Annotated in this window: 19 protein-coding genes; 5 read left to right on the forward strand and 14 right to left on the reverse strand. The window is 64.6% G+C overall.

Going from position 1 to position 19866, the window contains the following annotated elements:
- Positions 1–14 precede the first annotated feature (14 nt).
- A complete protein-coding gene (gene cysE, locus ACYVOC_RS06215) occupies positions 15–797 on the forward strand; it encodes a serine O-acetyltransferase (RefSeq protein ID WP_116003437.1) in 783 nt (260 codons plus the stop codon).
- A gap of 129 nt (positions 798–926) precedes the next feature.
- On the opposite strand, the gene ACYVOC_RS06220 is transcribed toward cysE, so the two are convergent.
- From ACYVOC_RS06220 to yjgA, 3 genes are read right to left on the reverse strand one after another with little or no spacing between them, the layout of a single operon-like run.
- Positions 927–1958, reverse strand: a complete 1032-nt coding sequence (locus ACYVOC_RS06220) for a hypothetical protein (RefSeq protein WP_461161202.1) — start codon at positions 1956–1958, stop codon at positions 927–929.
- 28 nt (positions 1959–1986) lie between these two features.
- On the reverse strand, positions 1987–2592 hold the full coding sequence (mog, locus tag ACYVOC_RS06225) for a molybdopterin adenylyltransferase (protein WP_461161203.1): 606 nt from the start codon (positions 2590–2592) through the stop codon (positions 1987–1989).
- Positions 2582–3247 carry a ribosome biogenesis factor YjgA gene (yjgA, locus tag ACYVOC_RS06230; RefSeq protein ID WP_461161204.1) on the reverse strand — a complete coding sequence of 222 codons (666 nt, stop codon included), beginning with the start codon at positions 3245–3247 and terminating at the stop codon, positions 2582–2584. The genes mog and yjgA overlap by 11 nt, the downstream gene beginning before the upstream one ends.
- 257 nt (positions 3248–3504) lie before the next feature.
- On the opposite strand from yjgA, the gene pmbA reads away from it, so the two are divergent.
- Complete coding sequence (gene pmbA / locus ACYVOC_RS06235) at positions 3505–4890, forward strand: metalloprotease PmbA (RefSeq protein WP_461161205.1); 1386 nt, start codon at positions 3505–3507, stop codon at positions 4888–4890.
- Positions 4891–4981: 91 nt separating this feature from the next.
- Here the strand turns inward: pmbA and hpaI are convergent, their stop codons facing one another.
- From hpaI to ACYVOC_RS06255, 4 genes are all read right to left on the reverse strand, one after another.
- Entirely contained in the window at positions 4982–5788 is an 807-nt protein-coding gene (gene hpaI, locus ACYVOC_RS06240; RefSeq protein WP_461161206.1) for a 4-hydroxy-2-oxoheptanedioate aldolase, read from the reverse strand.
- An 89-nt stretch (positions 5789–5877) separates the two neighbouring features.
- Positions 5878–6336 (reverse strand): GatB/YqeY domain-containing protein, encoded by a 459-nt coding sequence (locus ACYVOC_RS06245; RefSeq protein WP_116003443.1) that lies wholly within the window; start codon positions 6334–6336, stop codon positions 5878–5880.
- A gap of 225 nt (positions 6337–6561) precedes the next feature.
- On the reverse strand, positions 6562–6774 hold the full coding sequence (gene rpsU, locus ACYVOC_RS06250) for a 30S ribosomal protein S21 (protein WP_094477962.1): 213 nt from the start codon (positions 6772–6774) through the stop codon (positions 6562–6564).
- A 161-nt stretch (positions 6775–6935) separates the two neighbouring features.
- Entirely contained in the window at positions 6936–8264 is a 1329-nt protein-coding gene (locus ACYVOC_RS06255) for a BaiN/RdsA family NAD(P)/FAD-dependent oxidoreductase (protein ID WP_461161207.1), read from the reverse strand.
- Between the two features lie 184 nt (positions 8265–8448).
- Here ACYVOC_RS06255 and ACYVOC_RS06260 point away from each other — a divergent pair, with 184 nt between their 5' ends.
- Together ACYVOC_RS06260 and ACYVOC_RS06265 are read left to right on the forward strand one after the other, a co-directional pair.
- Positions 8449–10548 (forward strand): hypothetical protein, encoded by a 2100-nt coding sequence (locus ACYVOC_RS06260; protein ID WP_461161208.1) that lies wholly within the window; start codon positions 8449–8451, stop codon positions 10546–10548.
- Positions 10549–10626: 78 nt separating this feature from the next.
- On the forward strand, positions 10627–11109 hold the full coding sequence (locus ACYVOC_RS06265) for a DUF4124 domain-containing protein (protein WP_461161209.1): 483 nt from the start codon (positions 10627–10629) through the stop codon (positions 11107–11109).
- Positions 11110–11357: 248 nt separating this feature from the next.
- Here ACYVOC_RS06265 and ybiB read toward each other — a convergent pair whose 3' ends face one another.
- From ybiB to ACYVOC_RS06300, 7 genes are all read right to left on the reverse strand, one after another.
- Positions 11358–12278 carry a DNA-binding protein YbiB gene (gene ybiB / locus ACYVOC_RS06270; protein ID WP_461161210.1) on the reverse strand — a complete coding sequence of 307 codons (921 nt, stop codon included), beginning with the start codon at positions 12276–12278 and terminating at the stop codon, positions 11358–11360.
- Between the two features lie 286 nt (positions 12279–12564).
- Positions 12565–14304, reverse strand: coding sequence for a protein kinase domain-containing protein (locus tag ACYVOC_RS06275; RefSeq protein ID WP_461161211.1), 1740 nt, complete (start codon positions 14302–14304; stop codon positions 12565–12567).
- Positions 14305–14307: 3 nt separating this feature from the next.
- Complete coding sequence (locus ACYVOC_RS06280) at positions 14308–15120, reverse strand: formate/nitrite transporter family protein (protein WP_116003448.1); 813 nt, start codon at positions 15118–15120, stop codon at positions 14308–14310.
- 36 nt (positions 15121–15156) lie between these two features.
- A complete protein-coding gene (gene nirD, locus ACYVOC_RS06285) occupies positions 15157–15552 on the reverse strand; it encodes a nitrite reductase small subunit NirD (RefSeq protein ID WP_461161212.1) in 396 nt (131 codons plus the stop codon).
- 69 nt (positions 15553–15621) lie between these two features.
- The gene (nirB, locus tag ACYVOC_RS06290) at positions 15622–18102 is read right to left on the reverse strand and encodes a nitrite reductase large subunit NirB (RefSeq protein WP_461161213.1); all 2481 of its coding nucleotides are present in this window, start codon (positions 18100–18102) and stop codon (positions 15622–15624) included.
- Positions 18103–18435: 333 nt separating this feature from the next.
- Complete coding sequence (locus tag ACYVOC_RS06295) at positions 18436–18732, reverse strand: DUF4148 domain-containing protein (RefSeq protein WP_116003452.1); 297 nt, start codon at positions 18730–18732, stop codon at positions 18436–18438.
- A 70-nt stretch (positions 18733–18802) separates the two neighbouring features.
- A complete protein-coding gene (locus ACYVOC_RS06300) occupies positions 18803–19099 on the reverse strand; it encodes a DUF4148 domain-containing protein (protein WP_116003452.1) in 297 nt (98 codons plus the stop codon).
- 312 nt (positions 19100–19411) lie between these two features.
- On the opposite strand from ACYVOC_RS06300, the gene ACYVOC_RS06305 reads away from it, so the two are divergent.
- Positions 19412–19852 carry a CBS domain-containing protein gene (locus tag ACYVOC_RS06305; protein ID WP_461161214.1) on the forward strand — a complete coding sequence of 147 codons (441 nt, stop codon included), beginning with the start codon at positions 19412–19414 and terminating at the stop codon, positions 19850–19852.
- The last annotated feature ends 14 nt before the right edge of the window (positions 19853–19866 follow it).

The raw sequence follows: 19866 nt of genomic DNA on the forward strand, positions 1-19866 counted from the left end.
CAGCACCATCTTTCATGTTCACCCGCCTGCGCTCCGACATCCAATGCATTCTTGAGCGCGACCCTGCCGCGCGCAGCCGCTGGGAGGTGCTGACCTGCTACCCCGGCTTGCACGCATTGGTGCTGCACCGGCGCGCCCACTGGTGCTGGAACCACGGGTTCAAATGGCTGGGGCGCTTTATTTCGCATAGCTCGCGCTGGCTGACCGGCATTGAAATCCACCCTGGCGCAAAAATTGGCGAGCGTGTTTTTTTCGACCATGCCATGGGCGTGGTGGTGGGCGAGACGGCAGAGATTGGCGATGGCTGCACCATCTACCAGGGCGTCACGCTGGGCGGCACTTCGCTCTACAAAGGCAGCAAACGCCACCCCACGCTGGGCCGTGACGTGGTGGTGAGCGCCGGCGCCAAGGTGCTGGGCGGCTTCGAGATAGGCGATGGCGCCAAGATTGGCAGCAACGCCGTGGTCATCAAACCCGTGCCTGCGGGCGCCACCGCCGTGGGGATTCCGGCGCGCATCATCCCTTCCAAGGAAGGCCAGAGCGCCGACGTGACCGAGCCGCAGCAGGCGCCCAAGTTCACCGCCTACGGCATCACCCAGGAAGACGACCCGCTCTCCCAGGCCCTGCGCGGCCTGATCGACAACGCCTCGTCGCAAGAGCACCAGATTGCGCTGCTGTGGCAGGCCATCGAAAAGCTGTCGTCCGGCCCCCAGCAAGCCCGCGACTGCGTGCCCCGCGATGCGGCGCTGCAAGAACACTTCGAGGCAGGCAAGCTCAACGACCTCGTGGGCGAGTGATTGCTTCTGAAAAGAGAGCTGATTGCGCTTGATCCTATTGGTTTTCAGATGGAAAAATATCTGAAAACCAATCAATCCAAGCGCTACGTGCTATCAATTAAGTAATATTGGCACGGGTGCATGCACCCGCTACAGCAACGTGGCCAGGTGGGGCGCCAGCGTTTCCAGGTTGACAAACGTCAGTTCGTACATGGCCGTGAGCCCGGCCGCCTGTTCCTGCGTGAGGTCGGCGGCGCAGATCACGAAGCGATGGCGGTCCAGCCCCAGGCGCTTGCGCAGGCGCAGGTATTTGTCGATGTCACGGCGAAACTCGCCCGATTTGCATTCGATGCAGATCGGGGGCTGGCCTGCAGGCAGGCACACCACGTCGAGTTCATGCAGGTCTTCGTTGGGGAACACCACCTTGACCCCGCGTGCGCAGGAGAAATCTTTGCCGCGTTGCTGGGCCAGCTCGATCAGGGTGATGAAGGCATACCACTCCAGCCAGCCGCCGTCGAAAAACTGGCGCACGGCGGGCGCAGTCTGTAGTGTGAGCCGCACGATTTTCTCGGGCTTTTGGTAGTGGTAGCGGGCAAAAAACGTGTGGCTATAAAGCTGGCGGCACAGGGTGTTGATGGCCTGCGCATCCTTTTGGGACAGGCTGGCGAGTTCCAGGTTGACCCAGCTATGGCTTTTGCGATAGGCGAAGCACACGCGGTCCATCAGTTCGGAAAACAGGGTGTAACCCGTGCCCACCATGCGCGCTGCGTCGTCAAAGAAGCCGCTGGTGTCGACCTGCGCATAGTCAAACTGCGCCTCGATCTGGCGCGCGGCGAACCAGGCCTGCAGCGGTGCGTGCTGCTCTGCCGTGGCCAGCAGGCTGGTGTTGTGCAGGTTGACGTCTTGTAGCGGCGAGACGTCGGCCGCGGGGCTCTCGGGCGCCTGCGTGGCCTGCGGCGTTGCGTGGGAATCCATCATGCCTTCGGGCGGTGCGTCGGGCTGCTGTAGCGCCTTGATTTCCCGCATGGCTGAAAAATACCGTTCCACGAGCTTTTCGACATAAAAGACCGTGCCAAAAACCGTTGCGGCGGTACCGCAGCGGGCGCAAGGCATCTGGGTGCCGATGGGGGTGCTGGCTTCTTCGGAGACGAAACCACATTGGTTGCAGCGGTAAATCGGCATGGTGGATGCGATGGAAAAAGGGGGGTGTTCAGGCCGCCCTGGGCCGCACAGCGCTCTTGGGCCGGAAGGCCTTGCACACGGCGTCGTGCGTTTCCAAGTAGGGGCCGCCAATCAGGTCGATGCAGTAGGGCACAGCAGCAAAAATCCCGGGCACGAGCTGCTGGCTGTCCGCGTCCTTCAGACCCTCCAGCGTTTCGGCAATGGCCTTGGGTTGGCCGGGCAGGTTGATGATGAGGCTGTGGCCCCGCACCACCGCCACCTGGCGCGAGAGGATGGCCGTGGGCACAAAGCGCAGGCTGATCTGGCGCATCTGTTCGCCAAAGCCCGGCATTTCCTTGTGCGCCACGGCCAGCGTGGCCTCGGGGGTCACGTCGCGCAGCGCAGGGCCCGTGCCGCCGGTGGTCAGCACCAGGCTGCAGCCCGCTTCTACCAGCTCAATCAGTGTGGCGCTGATGCGGTCCTGTTCGTCGGCAATCAGTCGGGGTTCGAACGTAAGCGGGTTTTTCAGCGCGCGTGCCAGCCAGTCTTGCAGAGCGGGCAAGCCCTTGTCTTTGTACACGCCGCTGCTGGCGCGGTCGCTCACGGAGACGATGCCGATCTTGACCGGGTCGCAGGCCAGTGTTTCATTCGCCATCGGAATCCTCGTTCAAGGCGGTGTCGGGCTCCTCGGTGCTGGCGCCTGACACCTGCTCGCGCACCAGCGCAAACAGCTCGCGGTAGGCGCGGCCCTTGCGGGGGGCCAGGCCTTGCGAGACGGTGGTGTTGTTCTCGGTGGGGGCGTCCTTGCGTGCCTGGCGGATCAGGGCGCGCAGCTGCTGGATGTCGGTACCGGGGTAGTGGGCAATCCATTCGGCCTGGGCGCTGTCCTGGGCCAGCAACTGGTCGCGCCACTGCTCGGCCTGGTGCAGGGCCAGTTTTTCTTTGGCGGAGCCGCTGCGCTGTTCAGTCAGCGCGTCGCGCACGGCCTGTACTGCCTCGGGATCGAGCTTGCGCATGAGCTTGCCGACAAACTGCATCTGGCGGCGCTTGCCTTCAAAGTTGGTGATGCGCCGGGCTTCCCGCAAGGCCTCTGCCAGCTTGTCGGGCAGGTCCAGTCGGGTGAGCAGGTCGGCGCGCAGGGTCAACAGCTCTTTGCCCAGCTCTTGCAGCTCGTCGCTCTCGCGTTTGAGATCGGTGCGGCTGGCATCGTGGGTGCCTTTGAGTTCGGCCTTGAGCTCAAGGTCAAGTTCGCTGCCTTCGGCAACAAACTGGCCCTTCACGAAGTAGCCTTTGGTGGGTTTGCGTGACATGGTGGAATCCGGGGGAAAAGGGTGGCATAGGGATGCTCTGCACAACTCTCAGCGGTCTGTGGCAGCACGGCCTCGGGCGGTCTACGGCGTTGCTTTTCTTGCCAATAGCCGCGCTATTGGCTGCAAAAAACGCCTTGTAGCCCATCCCGATCCGCACCACCACATCCTCGCGAGAGTTATGCAGAGCATCCCTCGTGGGGCGGGCGACGGTGCCGCGCCAAGCGGGTGCCACTGCGGCAAGTATCATAGCCGTCGCCATGAACCATACGCATTCCTCCGCTGACACGGGCTTTAGCTATTCCCGCCCATTTTTTGAACAACTCGTGGACCAGGCCCTCGCACATGCGAAGAAGCTGGGCGCTACCGATGCGGGCGCTGAGGCCTCCGAAGGGTGCGGCCTCTCCGTGGGCGTACGCAAGGGCGAGTTGGAAACCGTGGAGCGCAACCGCGACAAATCGCTGGGCGTGACGGTCTACATCGGCCACCGCCGGGGCAATGCCAGCACGTCCGATTTTTCGTCCGCCGCGATCGAGCGCACGGTGCAAGCCGCCTACGATATCGCCCGTTTCACCGCCGCAGACCCGATGGCCGGCCTGCCGGACGCCGACGACATCGCCCCGCCGGAAACCCACCGCGATCTTGACCTTTTCCATCCCTGGGCCTTGACCAGCGAAGAGGCGACGCGCATCGCGCTCGAATGCGAGGCGGCAGCGTTTGCCACCCACCGGCGCATCACCAACAGTGAAGGCGCGGGCGTGTCGGCGCAGCAAAGCCATTTTTTCAGCGCGCACACGCGGGGCTTTCGCGGTGGCTATGCCACTTCGCGCCACAGCCTGTCGGTCTCGCCCATTGCCTCGCTGCCGGGCAAGAACGGCGAAATGCAGCGCGACGCCTGGTACAGCTCCCAGCGCAGCGCGGCCGAACTGGCAGCGCCTGCCGCGATAGGCCGCTATGCGGCCCAGCGGGCCCTGTCCCGCCTGGGTAGCCGAAAAATCGCCACCACCGAATGCCCGGTGCTGTTCGAGTCATCGCTGGCCGCAGGCCTGCTGGGCGGTTTTGTGCAGGCCATCAGCGGCGGTGCGCTGTACCGCAAGAGCACATTCCTGCTCGATTCGCTGGGCAAGCCGGTTTTTCCTGCGCATATCGACATTCTTGAAGATCCGTTCATCCTGCGCGGCAAGGGCAGCTCGCCGTTTGACGAAGAAGGCGTGCGCGTGCAGCCCCGCAAGGTGGTGGACGCCGGGCGCGTGCAGGGCTATTTCCTCAGCAGCTATTCGGCCCGCAAGCTGGGCATGAAAACCACCGGCAACGCCGGTGGCTCGCACAACCTGGTGCTGACATCGCGCCGTACCAAAAAAGGCGACGATCTGGACGCCATGCTGAAAAAGCTGGGCACCGGCCTGTTCGTGGTCGAGCTCATGGGCCAGGGCGTCAATTACGTGACGGGCGACTACTCGCGCGGCGCCAGCGGCTTCTGGGTGGAGAACGGCGAGATCGCCTTCCCGGTGCACGAGATCACCATCGCAGGCAACCTCAAGACCATGCTCAAGGGCATTGTGGCCGTGGGTGCCGACACCTATAACTACGGTGCCAAGACCGTGGGGTCGATTCTGGTCAATCGCATGACGGTGGCTGGGAGCTGATGGCGACGTCTGCCGGGCCTTGGATTTGAATCCCCGGTGCCACTCTCGTGGCTGGGAGGGGCCGTTGTGGTGCTCAGGTCGGCTGTGAGCTTCAGTACGCAGCGCTCGTGGCCTTGACAGCAGCGGACAGGGGATGGGCACCAAACTGCGCGCGCAACTGGCGCGCCGCTTGGGCAAACACCAGCACATCCACGCCCACTGCCACAAAAGTGCAGCCCAATTGCAGGTAGTGCTGGGCCAGCGCGGGGTCCGATGTGAGGATGCCGGCCGCCTTGCCGCTGGCCACAATGGTGGCGATGGCCTTGTCGATGGCGGCTTGCACTTCGGGGTGGCCCGGGTTGCTGCGGTGGCCCATGGAGGCGGACAGGTCTGCCGGGCCGATGAAGACGCCGTGCACGCCTTGCACCGCGCAGATTTCGGGCAGGTTGTGCATCGCGGTGACGGTTTCGGCCTGCACCAGCAGGCATATTTCGTCATCGGCAATGTCCATGTAGTCGGCGCGACTGGTCCATAGCGATGAGCGCGCCACCGCGCTGCCCACACCGCGCACGCCCCGCGGCGGGTACTGCGTGGCGGCGGCGATGGCGCGGGCCTGCTCGGCCGTGTCCACCATGGGCACCAGCAGCGACCTGGCGCCGATGTCGAGCACCTGTTTGATGAGGGCTGTGTCGCCCTGCGGCACACGCACCACGGGGTGCGAAGGGTAGGGCGCGATGGCCTGCAGCGCCGCCAGCATGCTGCGCAGGTCGTTGGGGGCGTGTTCGCCGTCGATCAGCAGCCAGTCGAAGCGGGCCGTGGCGGCCACTTCTGCGAGGTAGGCGTCCGCCATGGAAAGCCACAGGCCGATCTGGGGCTGGCCTGCGGCCAGGGCGGATTTAAAGGGATTGTGGGCGGGCATGGCGGTGGGGTTCGTTCAAAAAAGACGATCAGACCGCTATCGTAGCGCCAGGTCTTTGACACGCCGGGCCGCTATGGCGGCCCCCCCTATCAGTTGGCGCTCAAGCCCGCCAGCGCGGCTTTCACAGCGGCAGACACCTGGCCCATGTCGGCCTTGCCCGCCAGGCGGGTTTTGACCACGCCCATGACCTTGCCCATATCGCCCTGGCCCTTGGCGCCCAACTCGATCACGATGGCTTGCACCGCTGCGGCGGTTTCCTCGGCCGACATGCGCTCGGGCAGGTAGCCCTGCAACACCGCCATTTCGGCTTTTTCCTTGTCGGCCAGGTCCTGGCGGCCTGCGCCCTCGAAGGCAGCGATCGAGTCCTTGCGCTGCTTGACGAGCTTGTCGACGATGGCGACCACGGCCGCATCGTCGAGTACCACGCGCTCGTCCACCTCTTTTTGCTTGCAGGCGGCCAGCAGGCCCCGGATGGTCAGCAGGCGCTCACTGTCCTTGGCGCGCATGGCGGTTTTCATGTCTTCGGTGATCTGGTCCTTGAGGCTCATGGCGGCTTCCTTTTGTGGGTTAGGCAGAGGTGTCGGGTTTGCACAAAGCCCCTCTGGCTAGGCGCAGCGCCGCAGACAGTAGTGTTGCTACGGCAAGGCGTTGTAACGACGCCAGAGGGGCTTTGTGCAGACCCAAAAAAACAAAAACCCGCGCTTGGCGTCCCTAGCGCGGGTTGGGACCTGTGGTGACAAGTCCAGGTTCCAAGCAGAGCCCGGAGCCGAAGATCAGTACATCTTCTTGGGCAGCTGCATGCTGCGGATACGCTTGTAGTTGCGCTTGACGGCGGCTGCCTTCTTGCGCTTGCGCTCGGCGGTGGGCTTTTCGTAGAACTCGCGGGCACGCAGGTCGGTCAGCAGGCCCAGCTTTTCGATGGTGCGCTTGAAACGGCGCAGGGCAACGTCAAAGGGCTCGTTCTCTTTTACACGGATGGTGGTCATTAGCTAATGGTTTCCAAAAATTTTGCCCGCAGAGGGTCTTGGGGAGATCGGGCCTCAAGACCTTGCGTGGCGGTGTTCCCCGTCTGTAACTAGTATTTGGCCGACGGGGCGATGCCAGCAAAGCCGGACATTATAGCGCTTGTCCGGCGGGTGTCCAGGCATCAAGCGGCAGGCAACGCTTGCGCGCACGCATGTGCACTGGCCCAGGCCCACTGAAAGTTATAGCCCCCCAGCCAGCCGGTGATGTCCACCACCTCGCCAATGAAGTACAGGCCGCTTTGCGCCTTGCTCTCCATGGTTTGTTGCGACAGGGCGCGCGTGTCGATGCCGCCCAGCGTGACCTCGGCCTTTTTGTAGCCCTCGGTGCCGGTGGGCGTGAGCTGCCAGTGCGCCAGTTGCTCTGCCAGCCGCGCCAGGGCCTTGTCCGAGGCCTCGGCCACGGGGCGCTGCCAGTCGCTGCTTTGCGCAGTCCAGGCGTCGGCCAGGCGGCTGGGCACCCACTGGGCCAGTTCGTTGGCCAGCAACTTGCGTGATCGCAGCTTGGCCTGCGCCAGCGCGGCAGACAGGTCGGCCCCCGGTGCAAGGTTGATGGACAGCGGCGTGCCCTCCTGCCAGTAGCTGGAGATTTGCAGCACCGCCGGGCCCGACAGCCCCCGGTGCGTGAACAGCAGGTCTTCGTCGAAGGCCATGCGCGTTTTTCTTTTGCCGCCGGGCCGCCCCAAGGCAAAAGCGGCCCCCTCGGGGGGCAGCGACCCGCGAAGCGGTGGAGCGTGGGGGCCTTCCTGGATTCCCGTGCTGATCTGCACCGGCAGCGCCAGGCCGGCGAGCTGCGCGTAAGGCGCCCAGGCGTCGCCGTCGAAGGTGAGCGGCACCAGGCCGGGGCGGCGTTCGATGAGCGGAATGCCGAACTGTTGCGCGATCCGGTAGCCAAAATCGGTGGCGCCGATTTTTGGAATGGACAGCCCGCCCGTGGCCACGACCACGCTGCGCGCCTGCACCGTGCCGCAATCAGTATCAATTTGATAGCTGCCAGCGCTTGTATCGTCTGCCATAGAGGCTAAAAAGATGATTTTTTTGACACTGCAGGGTTGCCAGCGCGTCACGCCCCCTGCGGCGCATTCGGCCAGCAGCATGGCGATGATGTCTTCGGCCGAGCGGTCGGCAAACAACTGGCCTTTGTGCTTTTCGTGGAAAGGGATGCCGTGCTTCTGCACCAGCGCAACGAAGTCGGCAGGCGTGTAGCGCGACAGCGCCGAGCGGCAGAACTGCGGGTTCTGCCCCACAAAGTATTTGTGCGGGGCCGCGGGGTCGAGATCGCGGTTGGTGAAGTTGCAGCGCCCGCCGCCCGAGATGCGGATCTTCTCGGCCACGGCCTGGGCGTGGTCGATGAGCAGCACCTTCAGGCCACGCTGGCCCGCCTGGCCTGCGCAAAACAAACCGGCGGCGCCTGCGCCGACGATCACGGTATCAAAAAAGGGAAGCGTCGGCACGGCAGTCGGAAGCGGTGAGGCAAAGGCGCTGATTGTGCCGTCTCTGCTGGTGGCAAGGGGTGTGGCTACAGGAGCCTCTGCCGCACTTCGTAAAACAGTGTTTCTGTTGGTAACGACGGGATGGCAAAGGCGTTCTGTGGGCGCGGTTCATCAATAATCTGGGCTGCTCAAGGAGAACCTGGATATGACGTCAGCATTCGATTTCTACGCACAGGCCATCACACGGCGCCGCTTTGGCCAGTGGGGTCTGGTGGCCGCAGCGACCGGCGTTGCTGGTTGTGGGGGAGGGGGGGAGGGCGAGGAGCCCCCAGTGGTTCCGCCTGCCAAAGTGGGCGCGCTGGAGCTGTTGGCTGGCGCTTTGGGCGGCGGCGGGTTCGCACTGCAGCAAGGCGCCATGGCGCGGCTGCCCGATGAACTGAGCGGGCCTGCGTTCAACAGCCAGGGCGACTTTCAGTTTGTGAGCGGAACCTATGACTGTCGCGTGGGGCGCAGAAGCAGGCAAGGGGTGTCGTCGTTTTCTCCGATCCCCTCGGCTCTCCATGGACTGTTGTTTGATGCCATGGACCGTTACCTCGTGACGGGGGGCGGGGGAACCATTGAATACTTGCAGGGCGAAACACCCGTGCGCCTGGCGGGAGGTGCTTCCGGTACGGGGTTGATCGATGGGGTGGGAACGGGCGCGCGTCTCTTTTCCCCCCAATCTCTGCTGCTGGCCAAGAACGGGCTCGTGTACTTCATCGATGAAGATTCCCAGAGGGGTTTCCAAACGGTGTTGCGCACCCTGGCGACGGACGGAACGGTGAAGACACTGTTGCCGATACCCCATGGGAGCCAGCTGCTGGAGTCCCCTGTCGGAGGCGTGCGGCGCTACACCCATTCGTCGGACGCGTCCGTGCCAAAGGAGTGGGCGGAACTGGTGTTGGAGGGCAACGCCTACCAATGGAGAGTGCTTCCCAGCCAGTGGGCGTTCGACCAGTGGACTCCGCTGCAAAAGGTCCAAGGGGCTGCAGATGTGTACTGGGCGTATTCCGGAACGCAAGGGGACCCCGAATTCAGCATTGCGCAAATCGACTTGTCGGGCCGCTCGGTGGCCGCCGGGTGGAAGGTGCCGGGCGGTGCGGTGGCGGTCGTTGCTCAAGGGTCGTCGCAGGCAAACCTGGCCTCCCTGTTCGTCGTGGCCCGCAGTGGGCTGTGGCAGGATGGATCGGAGGTTGTGGAGTGCAGGCAGGAGTCCACAGGTGCCGTGGTGCACCGGTGGTTGGGCCTGCGGGCCCGCAGGGGCGAGGCAGACGGCCAGGGCCTGCAGGCGCGTTTTGACTTCATGCAAGGCGCTGAGGCATTGTCCGATGGGGCCGGTGGTTTGGTGCTGCTGGAGTACCAGCGCGGCAGTTCGTCGTCTGTTGCACCTGTGCCTGCCGTTCGATCGTTCAGCGCCTCGGGCCAGGTGAGCACATGGGCCGCCGCGCCGCGCGGGTCCCGGTTGGCCATCGCCTATGGCCATCTGGTCGGCCATGAGGGCGGAACCAAAAATACCTTGGTTCGAACGCCCATGGATGGCAAGTCTGCCTGGCAGTCATGGACAAGTTCCAGCCATGTCGCTCGCAACAGGGGTGAAGATGTGTTTCTGCGCACCGATACGACGGGGCGGCTGTGGTTTGCCAAGCGTTATTCGCCGCAGCCCGGCGGTGGCGATGCCTATTTCGGCAGGGCCAAGGGGAACTCGCTCGTGGGCACGATCGATGCCAATGGGCAGGTGCAAATCGTCGCGGGGGATCCGCAGGCCTTGTACACGCCTCAGACTTATCCCCCACTGGCGCAGCGCCCCTGGTACATGGACATTGCGGACATGGCTTTCGAAGGCGGCTCCGCCCAGGTTTCGTGGGTGCTGTGCAACCGTGTGGAGTTGGATGGCGCCACCTCCTTTGTGCGCTTCCACCCCGAATTGGTGCGCATCGATACCCAGGGAATCCAGAAATTTGCGTTGTCTTTGGCGATAGATCCCAAACTGCCGGAGTTCTATCAGGAGCCCTTCAAGCAGATCTGCGTTCTGCCCGGTCGGCCCGGCGAGGTGTTTCTCTCCAGCGCCTGCGGCGTGCACCGGTGGACGCAGGCCAAGGGACTGGAGCTGCTGGCGGGCCAGAACGAGCCCACACCCGGAGGCGTTTTCCCCGGCCCGCTGCCGGGCGGGTTGAACCTGGTGAAGTTTCTGGCGTCAGGGCCTGACCGGAACAGCCTGTACGCGGGCAGCGAGAACAGCGTGCTGCGACTGGTGTTGCCGGAGTAGGTTTGGCAGGCCAAAGACACCCTGGTTTCCCCCATGCAGCGCGGTAGCATGGAGTCTTTGTTATCCGAGGGGTGTCCCATGAATTTGCTTCGCTACGCCGCCTGTATCCTGGCACTGGGCCTTGTGTCCCCAGCCTGGGCCATCAACAAATGCACGGATGCCCAAGGCAAGGCGTCGTTTCAGGAGGCGCCCTGTCCCGGCGAGGGCGAGAAGGTCGAGCTACGGCCCGCAATGCCGGCTCCCGCCGTCGCACCGCCCCCGCGCAAACCCTCCAAAGAGGGGCCATTTGGCGAATCCTGGCGGCGCAAGCAGTCTCTGCAGACCCAGGGCATTCCGCAGGCGCGCGCGGCCCTTGAGCGCAACCAGAGTGAATGCGCGGCGGCGCCGGCAGAGGCCGTCGCCCACGCGGGGCCGCTGCGGCGCGGCAACCTTCCGCAAGGCTCCCAGTTCGTGCAAGAGCTGGAGGCTGCCAGCACCAAGGACAAGGCGGCCTGCGAGGCGCGCTCCGAGGAGCTACGCAAGCAGCTCAAGGCGCTGGAGAAGGAGCTGGAAGGACTCTGATTCCATTTCTAAATCACCCGTGTCGTTGTTGCTTCGCCTTGCCGTGCCACAGCACTGTCTGCGGCTTCGCGCCTAGACACGAATGATTTGGAAAAGGAATGAAAAGGCACGCACAGAACTTCGCGCGCAGTTTCAGGTGCACGCTGTGTGGGTCGCCGCAGTGGCCGTCGCCCCGGTTGGCCCAGTGCTTTTGGGTACCCAGTGGTCCGTTCCCGAGGAGTGGACTGTGCGGAAGGGCCATGGGGTGCCTATCGTGCAATCTGTTGGACGAGATGCAAGAGATGTTCCACCTGCCGTGCGATGGGCTCGGGCACGGGCAGTTCGCCGCTGAGCACGGCGCGGGTGTAGGCCGCAGTGCTGGCAGCTTCGGTGGTGGCGGGCAGTGTGGGCAGTGCGGTCAGCGGGCCGCCCTGGGCTTCCTGCAGGCGCACGGCGCGCCCGGAGAGAAAGCCATCCATCTGCGGCGTGCGGCGCGGATCGGCCACGGGCTCGCCTTCGGTGCCGCGCAGCAGCAGGGCATCGGCGCCCGTGAGGGCGATGGTGGCAGCCATCGACTCGGCGTACTCGGGGTGCGTGTAGCTGCCCACGATGAGGCTGTCGCCCGCCACGGGAGCGAGGGGGTCCATGAGCTTGACGAGGCTGTGGGCGCTGTTGCGCAGGCCCAGCGTGCGGCGCACGTCCAGCAGGCGCTCCAGGCCCGGCAGCAGCAGCGCGGTGGGGGCGAAGGCCACCTGACCGTTGTCGATTTCGTCCAGTTCCTGCAGTGCTGGAATGTCCAGCGCGGCCAGCACGTCCTGGCTGGAGACGCGGCGGTCTTCCGTGGCCGTGCCGTGCACCAGCACGGGCAGGCCGTTGCGTGCCAGCAGCAGGGCCAGCAGCGGGGTCAGCACGGGCAGCTTGCGCGCGCCGTTGTAGCTGGGCAGCACCATGAGCGGGCGGGCGCTGGCGGGCAGCATCTCCAGGCGCTCGTGCACGGCGTCGAGGAAGCCCGCCATTTCTTCTGGTGTTTCGCCCTTGATACGCATGGCGATGCAGAAGGCGCCCACTTCAAGGTCGCTGGCCGTGCCGTCAAGCACCTGGCCCATCAGGTCGGTGGCCTGGTCGCGCGGCAGGTTGCGTGCACCCACTTTGCCGCGTCCGATCACTTTGAGGTATTGGCTAATGCCCATGGGTCTGACGCCTGTATTGGTGTGGGGAGCGCATTGTCGTGCAAGTGCAGCCGCACTGCAGCGCGCGCTGCACAGGGGGGAGTGCGCCGGTCGGGTACAGCGCCAGATTGCAGCCGCACCATGAAGCTTCGGCGGTGGTGCGTGCGCTGGCGGCGCTGCCGTGCGTGGTGCAGGTTGGTGCCTTGCTGTACAGGCGGCCCCCAAGTGGGTCGGGATGCGTGTGGGGCATGGCGGTGTTTCTTGTGCGGTGCTGTGCCGGACACCATGCAAACCTTGTGCCTGGGCTTCAGCCCCGCGCGTGGAGCACACCCAGCAGCGCGATGACGGTGATCGCCAGCACCAATGCCGTGGCGCGCCAGAACATCAGCGGATTGCGCTCGGCCAAGGGCGGGCGCGTGCGGGCCAGGGTGGCTGCGCCGGCTTGGTGCAGTTCGTGCACGAACTCGGACAGCTCGGCCTGGCGTTTGAGCGGGTTGGGGTGTACCGCGCGTTCCAGCACGGCATCGATCCAGGCGGGAATGGGTCGGCTTTCGTCGTGCAGCGCACTGGCATAGCGCAGCCGCGTGAGGGCGGCGCGGGTGCGCAGGCCCGCCATATGGGTGCCGTAGGGCAGGCGCCCGGTGAGCATCTGGTAGGTGATGACGCCGAGTGAAAAAAGGTCTGATTGCGGTGTGCTGGGCCCGCCCCAGAAATATTCGGGCGCGGTGTATTGCACGGTGCCCAGAATGGCATCGCTGCCACCGTGCACCGCCGTCTCAGCCAGCCCGGCCACGTGCACCGCACCAAAGTCGATGATCTTCACCGTGCCGGTATGGTCGATCATGATGTTCTCGGGGCGCAGGTCCTGGTGCAGCATCTCCCTGCGGTGAAAGGCCTGCAGGCCGCGTGCGATCTGCACCACGATGCTGCGCACCTCGGCAAGCGGGGGGCGGGGGTGGTCGATCATCCACTGCGCCAGCGTCTGGCCCTGCACATGCTCTAGTGCGACAAACAGGTGCTCGCGCCGGTGGGTGCTGGCCACGGCCTGCAGCACATGGGGGCTGTGGATGCGGCGGGCAATCCATTCCTCCAGCAGAAAGCGGTCAAGGGCGTCCTCGTCGCTCTGCAGGTCGATGGAAGGGGTCTTGAGCACCACCTGTTCGCCGCTGTCCGGGGCCGTGGCCAGGTAGAGGTGGCTGCGGTGGCTGGCGTGCAGCTCGCGCACGATCTGGTAGCCGTCCAGGGTGTCGCGCGGGGCCAGTACCGGCGGCAGGCGCAGGGCCGCGCGCTGGCGCTGCAGTTCGCTGCTGTCCTGCAGGGGCAGTGCGTCGATGCGCACCACCTGCAGCGTCAGGTTGTCGGGGCTGCCTCGGTGCAGTGCCTCGGCCACGATGGCGCGTGCGGCCTGGTCCAGGTCGCACGCGTGGTCCTGCAGCGTCTGGATGATGAAGGGGGCGGGTACATGCTCGTGCACGCCATCCGTGGCCAGCACGAAGGTGTCGCCAGGCTCGACGGACAGCGCGCGGTAATCGATGTCGAGCTGGGGGTGAAAACCCATGGCGCGGGCCAGGTGGCTGTGGCCACCGGGCAGTTGCACGCGATGGTCCTGCGTGAGCTGCTCCAGCGCCTTGCCCTGCACGCGGTAGATGCGTGCATCACCCACATGGAACAGGTGCGCGGTGGTCGACTTGAGAACCAGTGCGCTGAGGGTGCACACATGGCCACGGTCGGCATCGAAGCGGTGGGGGCCATTGCGGTCTTGTGCGTACAGCCAGAAGTTGGTGGCGGCCAGCACGCACTGCACCGAGCGGCGCACGCTCCAGGCGTCGGACGTGCAGTAGTAGTCCTGCAGCAATGCATGCACGGCGGCGGCACTGGCGATGTGGCTGACGTCGCTGCTGCTGATACCGTCGGCCAGCGCCAGGGCCACGCCCTTGCTGACCAGGGCCGGGCCTTCGGGGACGCAGGCACCATGGAAATCCTGGTTGACTTCCTTGTGGCCCTTGTCCGAATGCTGGCCGATGTGCACGCGCAGGGTGTCGGCCACTGGTCAGACCAGCTTGCGCTTGGGGGCCGTGCGGATGTGCGTGACGTAGAGCGTGAGCCCGGTAAACGCCAGACCGCCGACCAGGTTGCCCAGCACCACGGGGATTTCGTTCCAGAGGAAGTAGTCGAGGATGGAGAAATTGCCGCCCATCATCAGGCCCGAGGGGAACAGAAACATGTTCACCACCGAGTGTTCGAAGGTCATGGCAAAAAACACCATCACCGGCATCCACATGGCGATGACCTTGCCGCTGACGGTGGTGGAAATCATGGCCCCCACCACGCCGGTGGACACCATCCAGTTGCACAGCATGCCGCGGATGAAGATCGTGATCCAGCCCATCAGGCCGTGTTGCGCATAGCCCAGGGTGCGCGCCTCGCCGATGTGGCCGATCTTGGTGCCCACCTCGTTGGGGGGCACCGAAAAACCGTAGGTGAAGATGAAGGCCATCATGAAGGCCACGGTCAGCGCCCCCAGGAAGTTGCCGACAAAAACCAGCCCCCAGTTGCGCAGCACCCCCTTGACCGTGACGCCGGGGCGCTTGTCGAGCCAGGCCAGCGGGGTGAGCACGAACACGCCGGTCAACAAATCGAAGCCCAGCAGGTAGAGCATGCAAAACCCCACGGGGAACAGGATGGCGCCCACCAGCGCCGAGCCTGTCATGACGGTGGCCGAGACGGCAAACACGGCTGCCAGCGACAGGATGGCGCCCGCCATATAGGCGCGAATCAGGGTATCGCGGGTGGACATGTAGACCTTGGATTCACCGGCATCCACCATCTTGGTGACGAATTCGGAAGGGACGAGGTAGGCCATGGTGTTCTTTCTGCGGTAGTCGGGGTCGAAAAGGTGTTACGCCGTGGTGGCTGTAGTGGCGCTGCGCTGGCAGGGCCCGGCGAGAGGGCGCGTCTCGGTGGTGGCGTGGTGCGCCAGTTCGTCGGCGTCCAGGAACACCTGGCCGTCCTCCACCTTGACCTGGAACTTCGGCGTGCAGCCCTCGTCGGGCGCTGCGGCCTGGCCGTCGCACAGGCCGATGGCCCAGTTGTGCAGCGGGCAGGCCACGCTGTGGCCGAACACGATGCCCTGCGACAGTTGCCCGCCCTTGTGTGGGCAGTGGTCGAGCAGGGCGAAGATCTCGCCCGCCTCGGTCCGGAACACGGCCACCTCCAGGCCCTGGGCGCGCTGAACGCGGCGTGCGCCCAGCACAGGGATGTCGTCTACGCGGCAAATGGGTTTCCATGTGGTCATTGCTATTCCTTTTGTAGCTGGTAGCGCTTATCTATAAAGCGCTATGGGCTGTTTTTGTATAAATATTGTTCAGACTACGGCGATGGGGATGAACTGGCGCGGGTCCACGCGCGCCTTGTCGAACTCGAACCAGGGGTCGGGCTCGCCTTCGAGCGCCCCTTGCAGGCGCGCCCACAGGGCTTTGCGGCCCTCGGGGTCGTCGAGCACTTTCTTTTTCACGTAGTCCAGGCCCACGCGCGCCACGTAGTGCACGGTGCGCTCCAGGTACCAGCCTTCCTCGCGGTAGAGCTGCATGAAGGCGCCCGTGAATTCCAGCACCTCCTCGGCGGTCTTGAGCTTGGTGAAGAACTGCGCCACCTCGGTCTTGATGCCGCCGTTGCCGGCGATGTACATCTCCCAGCCGCTGTCCACGCCGATGATCCCCACGTCCTTGATGCCGCTCTCGGCGCAGTTGCGCGGGCAGCCGCTGACGGCGAACTTGACCTTGTGCGGTGCGTGCATGCCCACAAAGGCGCGTTCCAGGTCCTTGCCCATCTGGGTGCTGTCCTGCGTGCCCATGCGGCACCACTCGCTGCCCACGCAGGTCTTCACCGTGCGCAGCGCCTTGGCGTAGGCGTGGCCGCTGGGCATGCCGATGTCGCGCCACACGGCCTGCAGGTCTTCCTTCTTCACGCCCAGCAGGTCGATGCGTTGGCCGCCCGTGACCTTGACGGTGGGAATTTTGTATTTGTCCACCACATCGGCGATGCGGCGCAGCTCATCGGCCGTGGTCTCGCCGCCCCACATGCGGGGCACCACGGAATAGGTGCCGTCCTTCTGGATGTTGGCGTGGCTGCGCTCGTTGATGGCGCGGCTTTGCGGGTCGTCCTGCGCCTCCTTGGGCCAGGTGCTGATGCAGTAGTAGTTGATGGCCGGGCGGCAGCCGGGGCAGCCGTTGGGGGTTTTCCAGTCCATGAAACGGAATACCGCGCCCGTGCTCAGCAGCTTGTGCGTGCGGATGGCGTCGCGCACGGCCTGGTGGCCGTGGTCGGTGCAGCCGCACAGGGGCTTGGTTTTGGGCGTGGCCGAGTAGTCGCCCCCGGCGGTGAACATCAGAATCTGTTCGACCAGGCCGGTGCACGACCCGCAGCTCGCGCTGGCCTTGGTGTGCTTGCGCACCTCGTCCAGCGTGAACAGGCCCTTGTCTTTGATGGCCTTGCAGATGGTACCCTTGGTGACGCCATTGCAGCCGCACACCTCGTCGGTGTCCAGCATGGCGGCGGCCTTGTTGTGGCCCTGGTGGCCGGCGTCGCCCATGTTGGATTCGCCAAACATCAGCTTGTCGCGGATGTCGCCGACGGGGCGGGCGTCGCGCAGCAGCTTGAAGTACCAGCTGCCATCCACCGTGTCGCCATACAGGCAAGCGCCTATAAGCTTGTCGTCCTTGAGCACCAGTTTCTTGTACACGCCGCCGCTCGGGTCGCTCATGACGATCTCCTCGGTGCCCGCGCCGCCCTGGAAGTCCCCGGCCGAGAACAGGTCGATGCCCGTCACCTTGAGCTTGGTGGACGTGAGCGAGCCCTGGTAGCGGCCAATGCCAAACTCCGCTAGGTGGTTGGCCAACACGCGGGCCTGCTCGAACAGCGGCGCCACCAGACCGTAGGCAATGCCCCGGTGCGCCGCGCACTCGCCCACGGCGTAGATGCGCGCGTCGGTGGTGGTTTGTAGCGTGTCGCTCACCACAATGCCACGGTTCACGTGCAGGCGCATCTTTTCGGCGAGCTGCGTGTTGGGGCGGATGCCCACGGCCATCACCACCAGGTCGGCGGGCACCTCGGTGCCGTCCTTGAATTGCACGGCCCGGACCCGTTGTTTCGACGGGGCCTCTTCCCCGTCTGCACGGCCGTTCTCGTTGCCCAGCAGCGCAGCAGTTTGGCCCTGCATGAGGAACTGCATGCCGCGCTCGGCCAGCGACTTTTGCAGCATCTTGCCGGCCACGCTGTCGAGCTGGCGCTCCATGAGCCATTCGCTGGCGTGCACCACGGTCACCTGCATGCCGCGTTTCATCAGGCCATTGGCGGCCTCCAGGCCCAGCAAGCCGCCGCCGATGACCACCGCGTGCTGGTAGGTGGCGGCGGCGTCGATCATGGCCTGCGTGTCGGCAATGTCGCGGTAGGCCAGCACGCCGTCGAGCTCCTTGCCCGGCAAGGGCAGGATGAACGGGTTGGAGCCCGTGGCGAGGATAAGGCGGTCGTATTCGGCGCTGATCTGCTCGCCCGCTGCGCTGGTGCCGTGCACCACGCGGTGCACGCGGTCTACATCGGTGACCGTGCAGCCCGTGTGCAGGGTGATACCGTTGTCCTGGTACCAGGACCAGTCGTTGAGGATGATCTCGTCCACCGTCTGCTCCCCCGCCAGCACGGGCGAGAGCAGGATGCGGTTGTAGTTCGGGTGCGGCTCGGCGCCGAACACCGTGATGTCGTACAGGTCGGGTGCGATCTTGAGCAGCTCTTCGAGCGTGCGCACACCGGCCATTCCGTTGCCTACCATGACCAGCCTGGGTTTTTTCATCGGAGCCCCTCCCTGGGCAATTGCATTGCAGAACATGGGCGCGTTGGATGTGCGCCTGTATGCACTGCAATGCAATGACCGTGCCAGCGATGAAATGCTTGTGTGCTTTGTCTATGGGTACAGGAGTGCGCACCCTGGCAGTGCGGTAGGCCAGAACCGTGCGGTGCCTGAGGCGTTTGCACCATGCTGGGGTGCTGTGCCAGCGCCTGGTGCGTCGCAAGGTGCGTCTGCGCCATGGCGGCGCACATACCGAGAGAGAAAGCGAAAAGCCCGCACCGTTTGCACGGTGCGGGCCTTGTAGGGCGCCAGAATTCTGGCGTCGGAATGCAGTGTTTAGCTGCGGTTGCCGGTGGCGATCAGGCCTGCACGGGCGGCGGTCACGGCCTCTGCACGCACAGCGGTGCGGTCCTGGGTGCTGACAGCGCGGGCTGCGTGGTCGGCCACAGGGCCCTTGGCAAAGCTAGCCAGTGCCTGCTGACCTTCGGCGCGCACATCGGCGCTGCTGCGGGTGGACTGGACGCGGGCTTCGAAGTCGGTGCCGTACAGGTCGCCATTGAGTTCAGCGGCTTGTGCGCCGATCGAGGCAAAAGCGGCAACGGCGGCAATGGAGAGGATGCGTGCGGTGTTCATGGTGGTGTCCTTGATACAAAAAATGGTGGGGTGCTCAAGGCGCCTGCCAGGTCTGCAGGCGCCGGGGTTTTTAGCTGCGGTTGCCAGTGGCGATCAGGCCTGCACGGGCGGCGGTCACGGCCTCTGCACGCACAGCGGTGCGGTCCTGGGTGCTGACAGCGCGGGCTGCGTGGTCGGCCACAGGGCCCTTGGCAAAGCTAGCCAGTGCCTGCTGACCTTCGGCGCGCACATCGGCGCTGCTGCGGGTGGACTGGACGCGGGCTTCGAAGTCGGTGCCGTACAGGTCGCCATTGAGTTCAGCGGCTTGTGCGCCGATCGAGGCAAAAGCGGCAACGGCGGCAATAGAGAGAATGCGTGCGGTGTTCATGATGGTGTCCTTTCAAACGTACTCTGTGGATCCGCTGGCCGCAGAAGCCATCGAGTCCTGCGGGGCGGTTTCGGTGAGTCGCCTTAGCGGGTTCGTCTCATCGATGGGTTGAACTGTACGCCCCTATTGGTCATGAAAAAACTACTCAGTCTATAATTGACTATTCCGGTATTTGGAATAATTGGCGTGTCTGGGGTGAGAAATCGGGCGTATACACGGCAGCACACAACTTGGTACAAGGCCCCGTTGCGCTATGGGCGTGGATGGGCTGAAATAGGCTTTTGCAGCCTGTTATCCCGAGGGAGGTGTTCCATGACCGTCGTAGCCGAAATTCTCAAGTCCAAACCGGATTCCATCGTGCAGTCCATCGGGCCCACGGACACTGTTCTAGAAGCGCTGCGCCGTATGGGCGACAAGGGTATTGGCGCGCTGCTGGTCATGGAGAACGACGCCATCGTGGGCATCATCACCGAGCGCGACTACGCCCGCAAGATTGCCCTCATGGGCCGTACCTCGGACAAAACCCTGGTGCGCGACGTGATGACGACGTCCGTGCTGTGCGTGCATTCCACCCAGACCAGCGAGCAGTGCATGCAGCTGATGACCGGCAAGCGCCTGCGCCACCTGCCGGTGGTGGACGACGGCAAGCTGCTGGGCATGATCTCCATCGGTGACTTGGTGAAAGACATCATCTCCGAGCAGAAATTCATCATCGAGCAGCTGGAGCACTACATCACAGGTGGTCGCCGCTGAACGACGGCAAGCCC

It is taken from the genome of Simplicispira piscis, assembly GCF_054783455.1.

Excerpts from the sequence above, each read along its gene's own strand:
- ACYVOC_RS06300 (WP_116003452.1), bottom strand. The coding sequence starts at position 19,099 with ATGAACACCGCACGCATTCTCTCTATTGCCGCCGTTGCCGCTTTTGCC.
- ACYVOC_RS06265 (WP_461161209.1), top strand. The coding sequence starts at position 10,627 with ATGAATTTGCTTCGCTACGCCGCCTGTATCCTGGCACTGGGCCTTGTG.
- nirB (WP_461161213.1), bottom strand. The coding sequence starts at position 18,102 with ATGAAAAAACCCAGGCTGGTCATGGTAGGCAACGGAATGGCCGGTGTG.
- hpaI (WP_461161206.1), bottom strand. The coding sequence starts at position 5,788 with ATGCCCGCCCACAATCCCTTTAAATCCGCCCTGGCCGCAGGCCAGCCC.
- pmbA (WP_461161205.1), top strand. The coding sequence starts at position 3,505 with ATGAACCATACGCATTCCTCCGCTGACACGGGCTTTAGCTATTCCCGC.
- nirD (WP_461161212.1), bottom strand. The coding sequence starts at position 15,552 with ATGACCACATGGAAACCCATTTGCCGCGTAGACGACATCCCTGTGCTG.
- ACYVOC_RS06295 (WP_116003452.1), bottom strand. The coding sequence starts at position 18,732 with ATGAACACCGCACGCATCCTCTCCATTGCCGCCGTTGCCGCTTTTGCC.
- ACYVOC_RS06280 (WP_116003448.1), bottom strand. The coding sequence starts at position 15,120 with ATGGCCTACCTCGTCCCTTCCGAATTCGTCACCAAGATGGTGGATGCC.
- cysE (WP_116003437.1), top strand. The coding sequence starts at position 15 with ATGTTCACCCGCCTGCGCTCCGACATCCAATGCATTCTTGAGCGCGAC.
- ACYVOC_RS06305 (WP_461161214.1), top strand. The coding sequence starts at position 19,412 with ATGACCGTCGTAGCCGAAATTCTCAAGTCCAAACCGGATTCCATCGTG.
- ACYVOC_RS06220 (WP_461161202.1), bottom strand. The coding sequence starts at position 1,958 with ATGCCGATTTACCGCTGCAACCAATGTGGTTTCGTCTCCGAAGAAGCC.
- rpsU (WP_094477962.1), bottom strand. The coding sequence starts at position 6,774 with ATGACCACCATCCGTGTAAAAGAGAACGAGCCCTTTGACGTTGCCCTG.
- yjgA (WP_461161204.1), bottom strand. The coding sequence starts at position 3,247 with ATGTCACGCAAACCCACCAAAGGCTACTTCGTGAAGGGCCAGTTTGTT.
- ACYVOC_RS06260 (WP_461161208.1), top strand. The coding sequence starts at position 8,449 with ATGACGTCAGCATTCGATTTCTACGCACAGGCCATCACACGGCGCCGC.
- ybiB (WP_461161210.1), bottom strand. The coding sequence starts at position 12,278 with ATGGGCATTAGCCAATACCTCAAAGTGATCGGACGCGGCAAAGTGGGT.
- mog (WP_461161203.1), bottom strand. The coding sequence starts at position 2,592 with ATGGCGAATGAAACACTGGCCTGCGACCCGGTCAAGATCGGCATCGTC.
- ACYVOC_RS06245 (WP_116003443.1), bottom strand. The coding sequence starts at position 6,336 with ATGAGCCTCAAGGACCAGATCACCGAAGACATGAAAACCGCCATGCGC.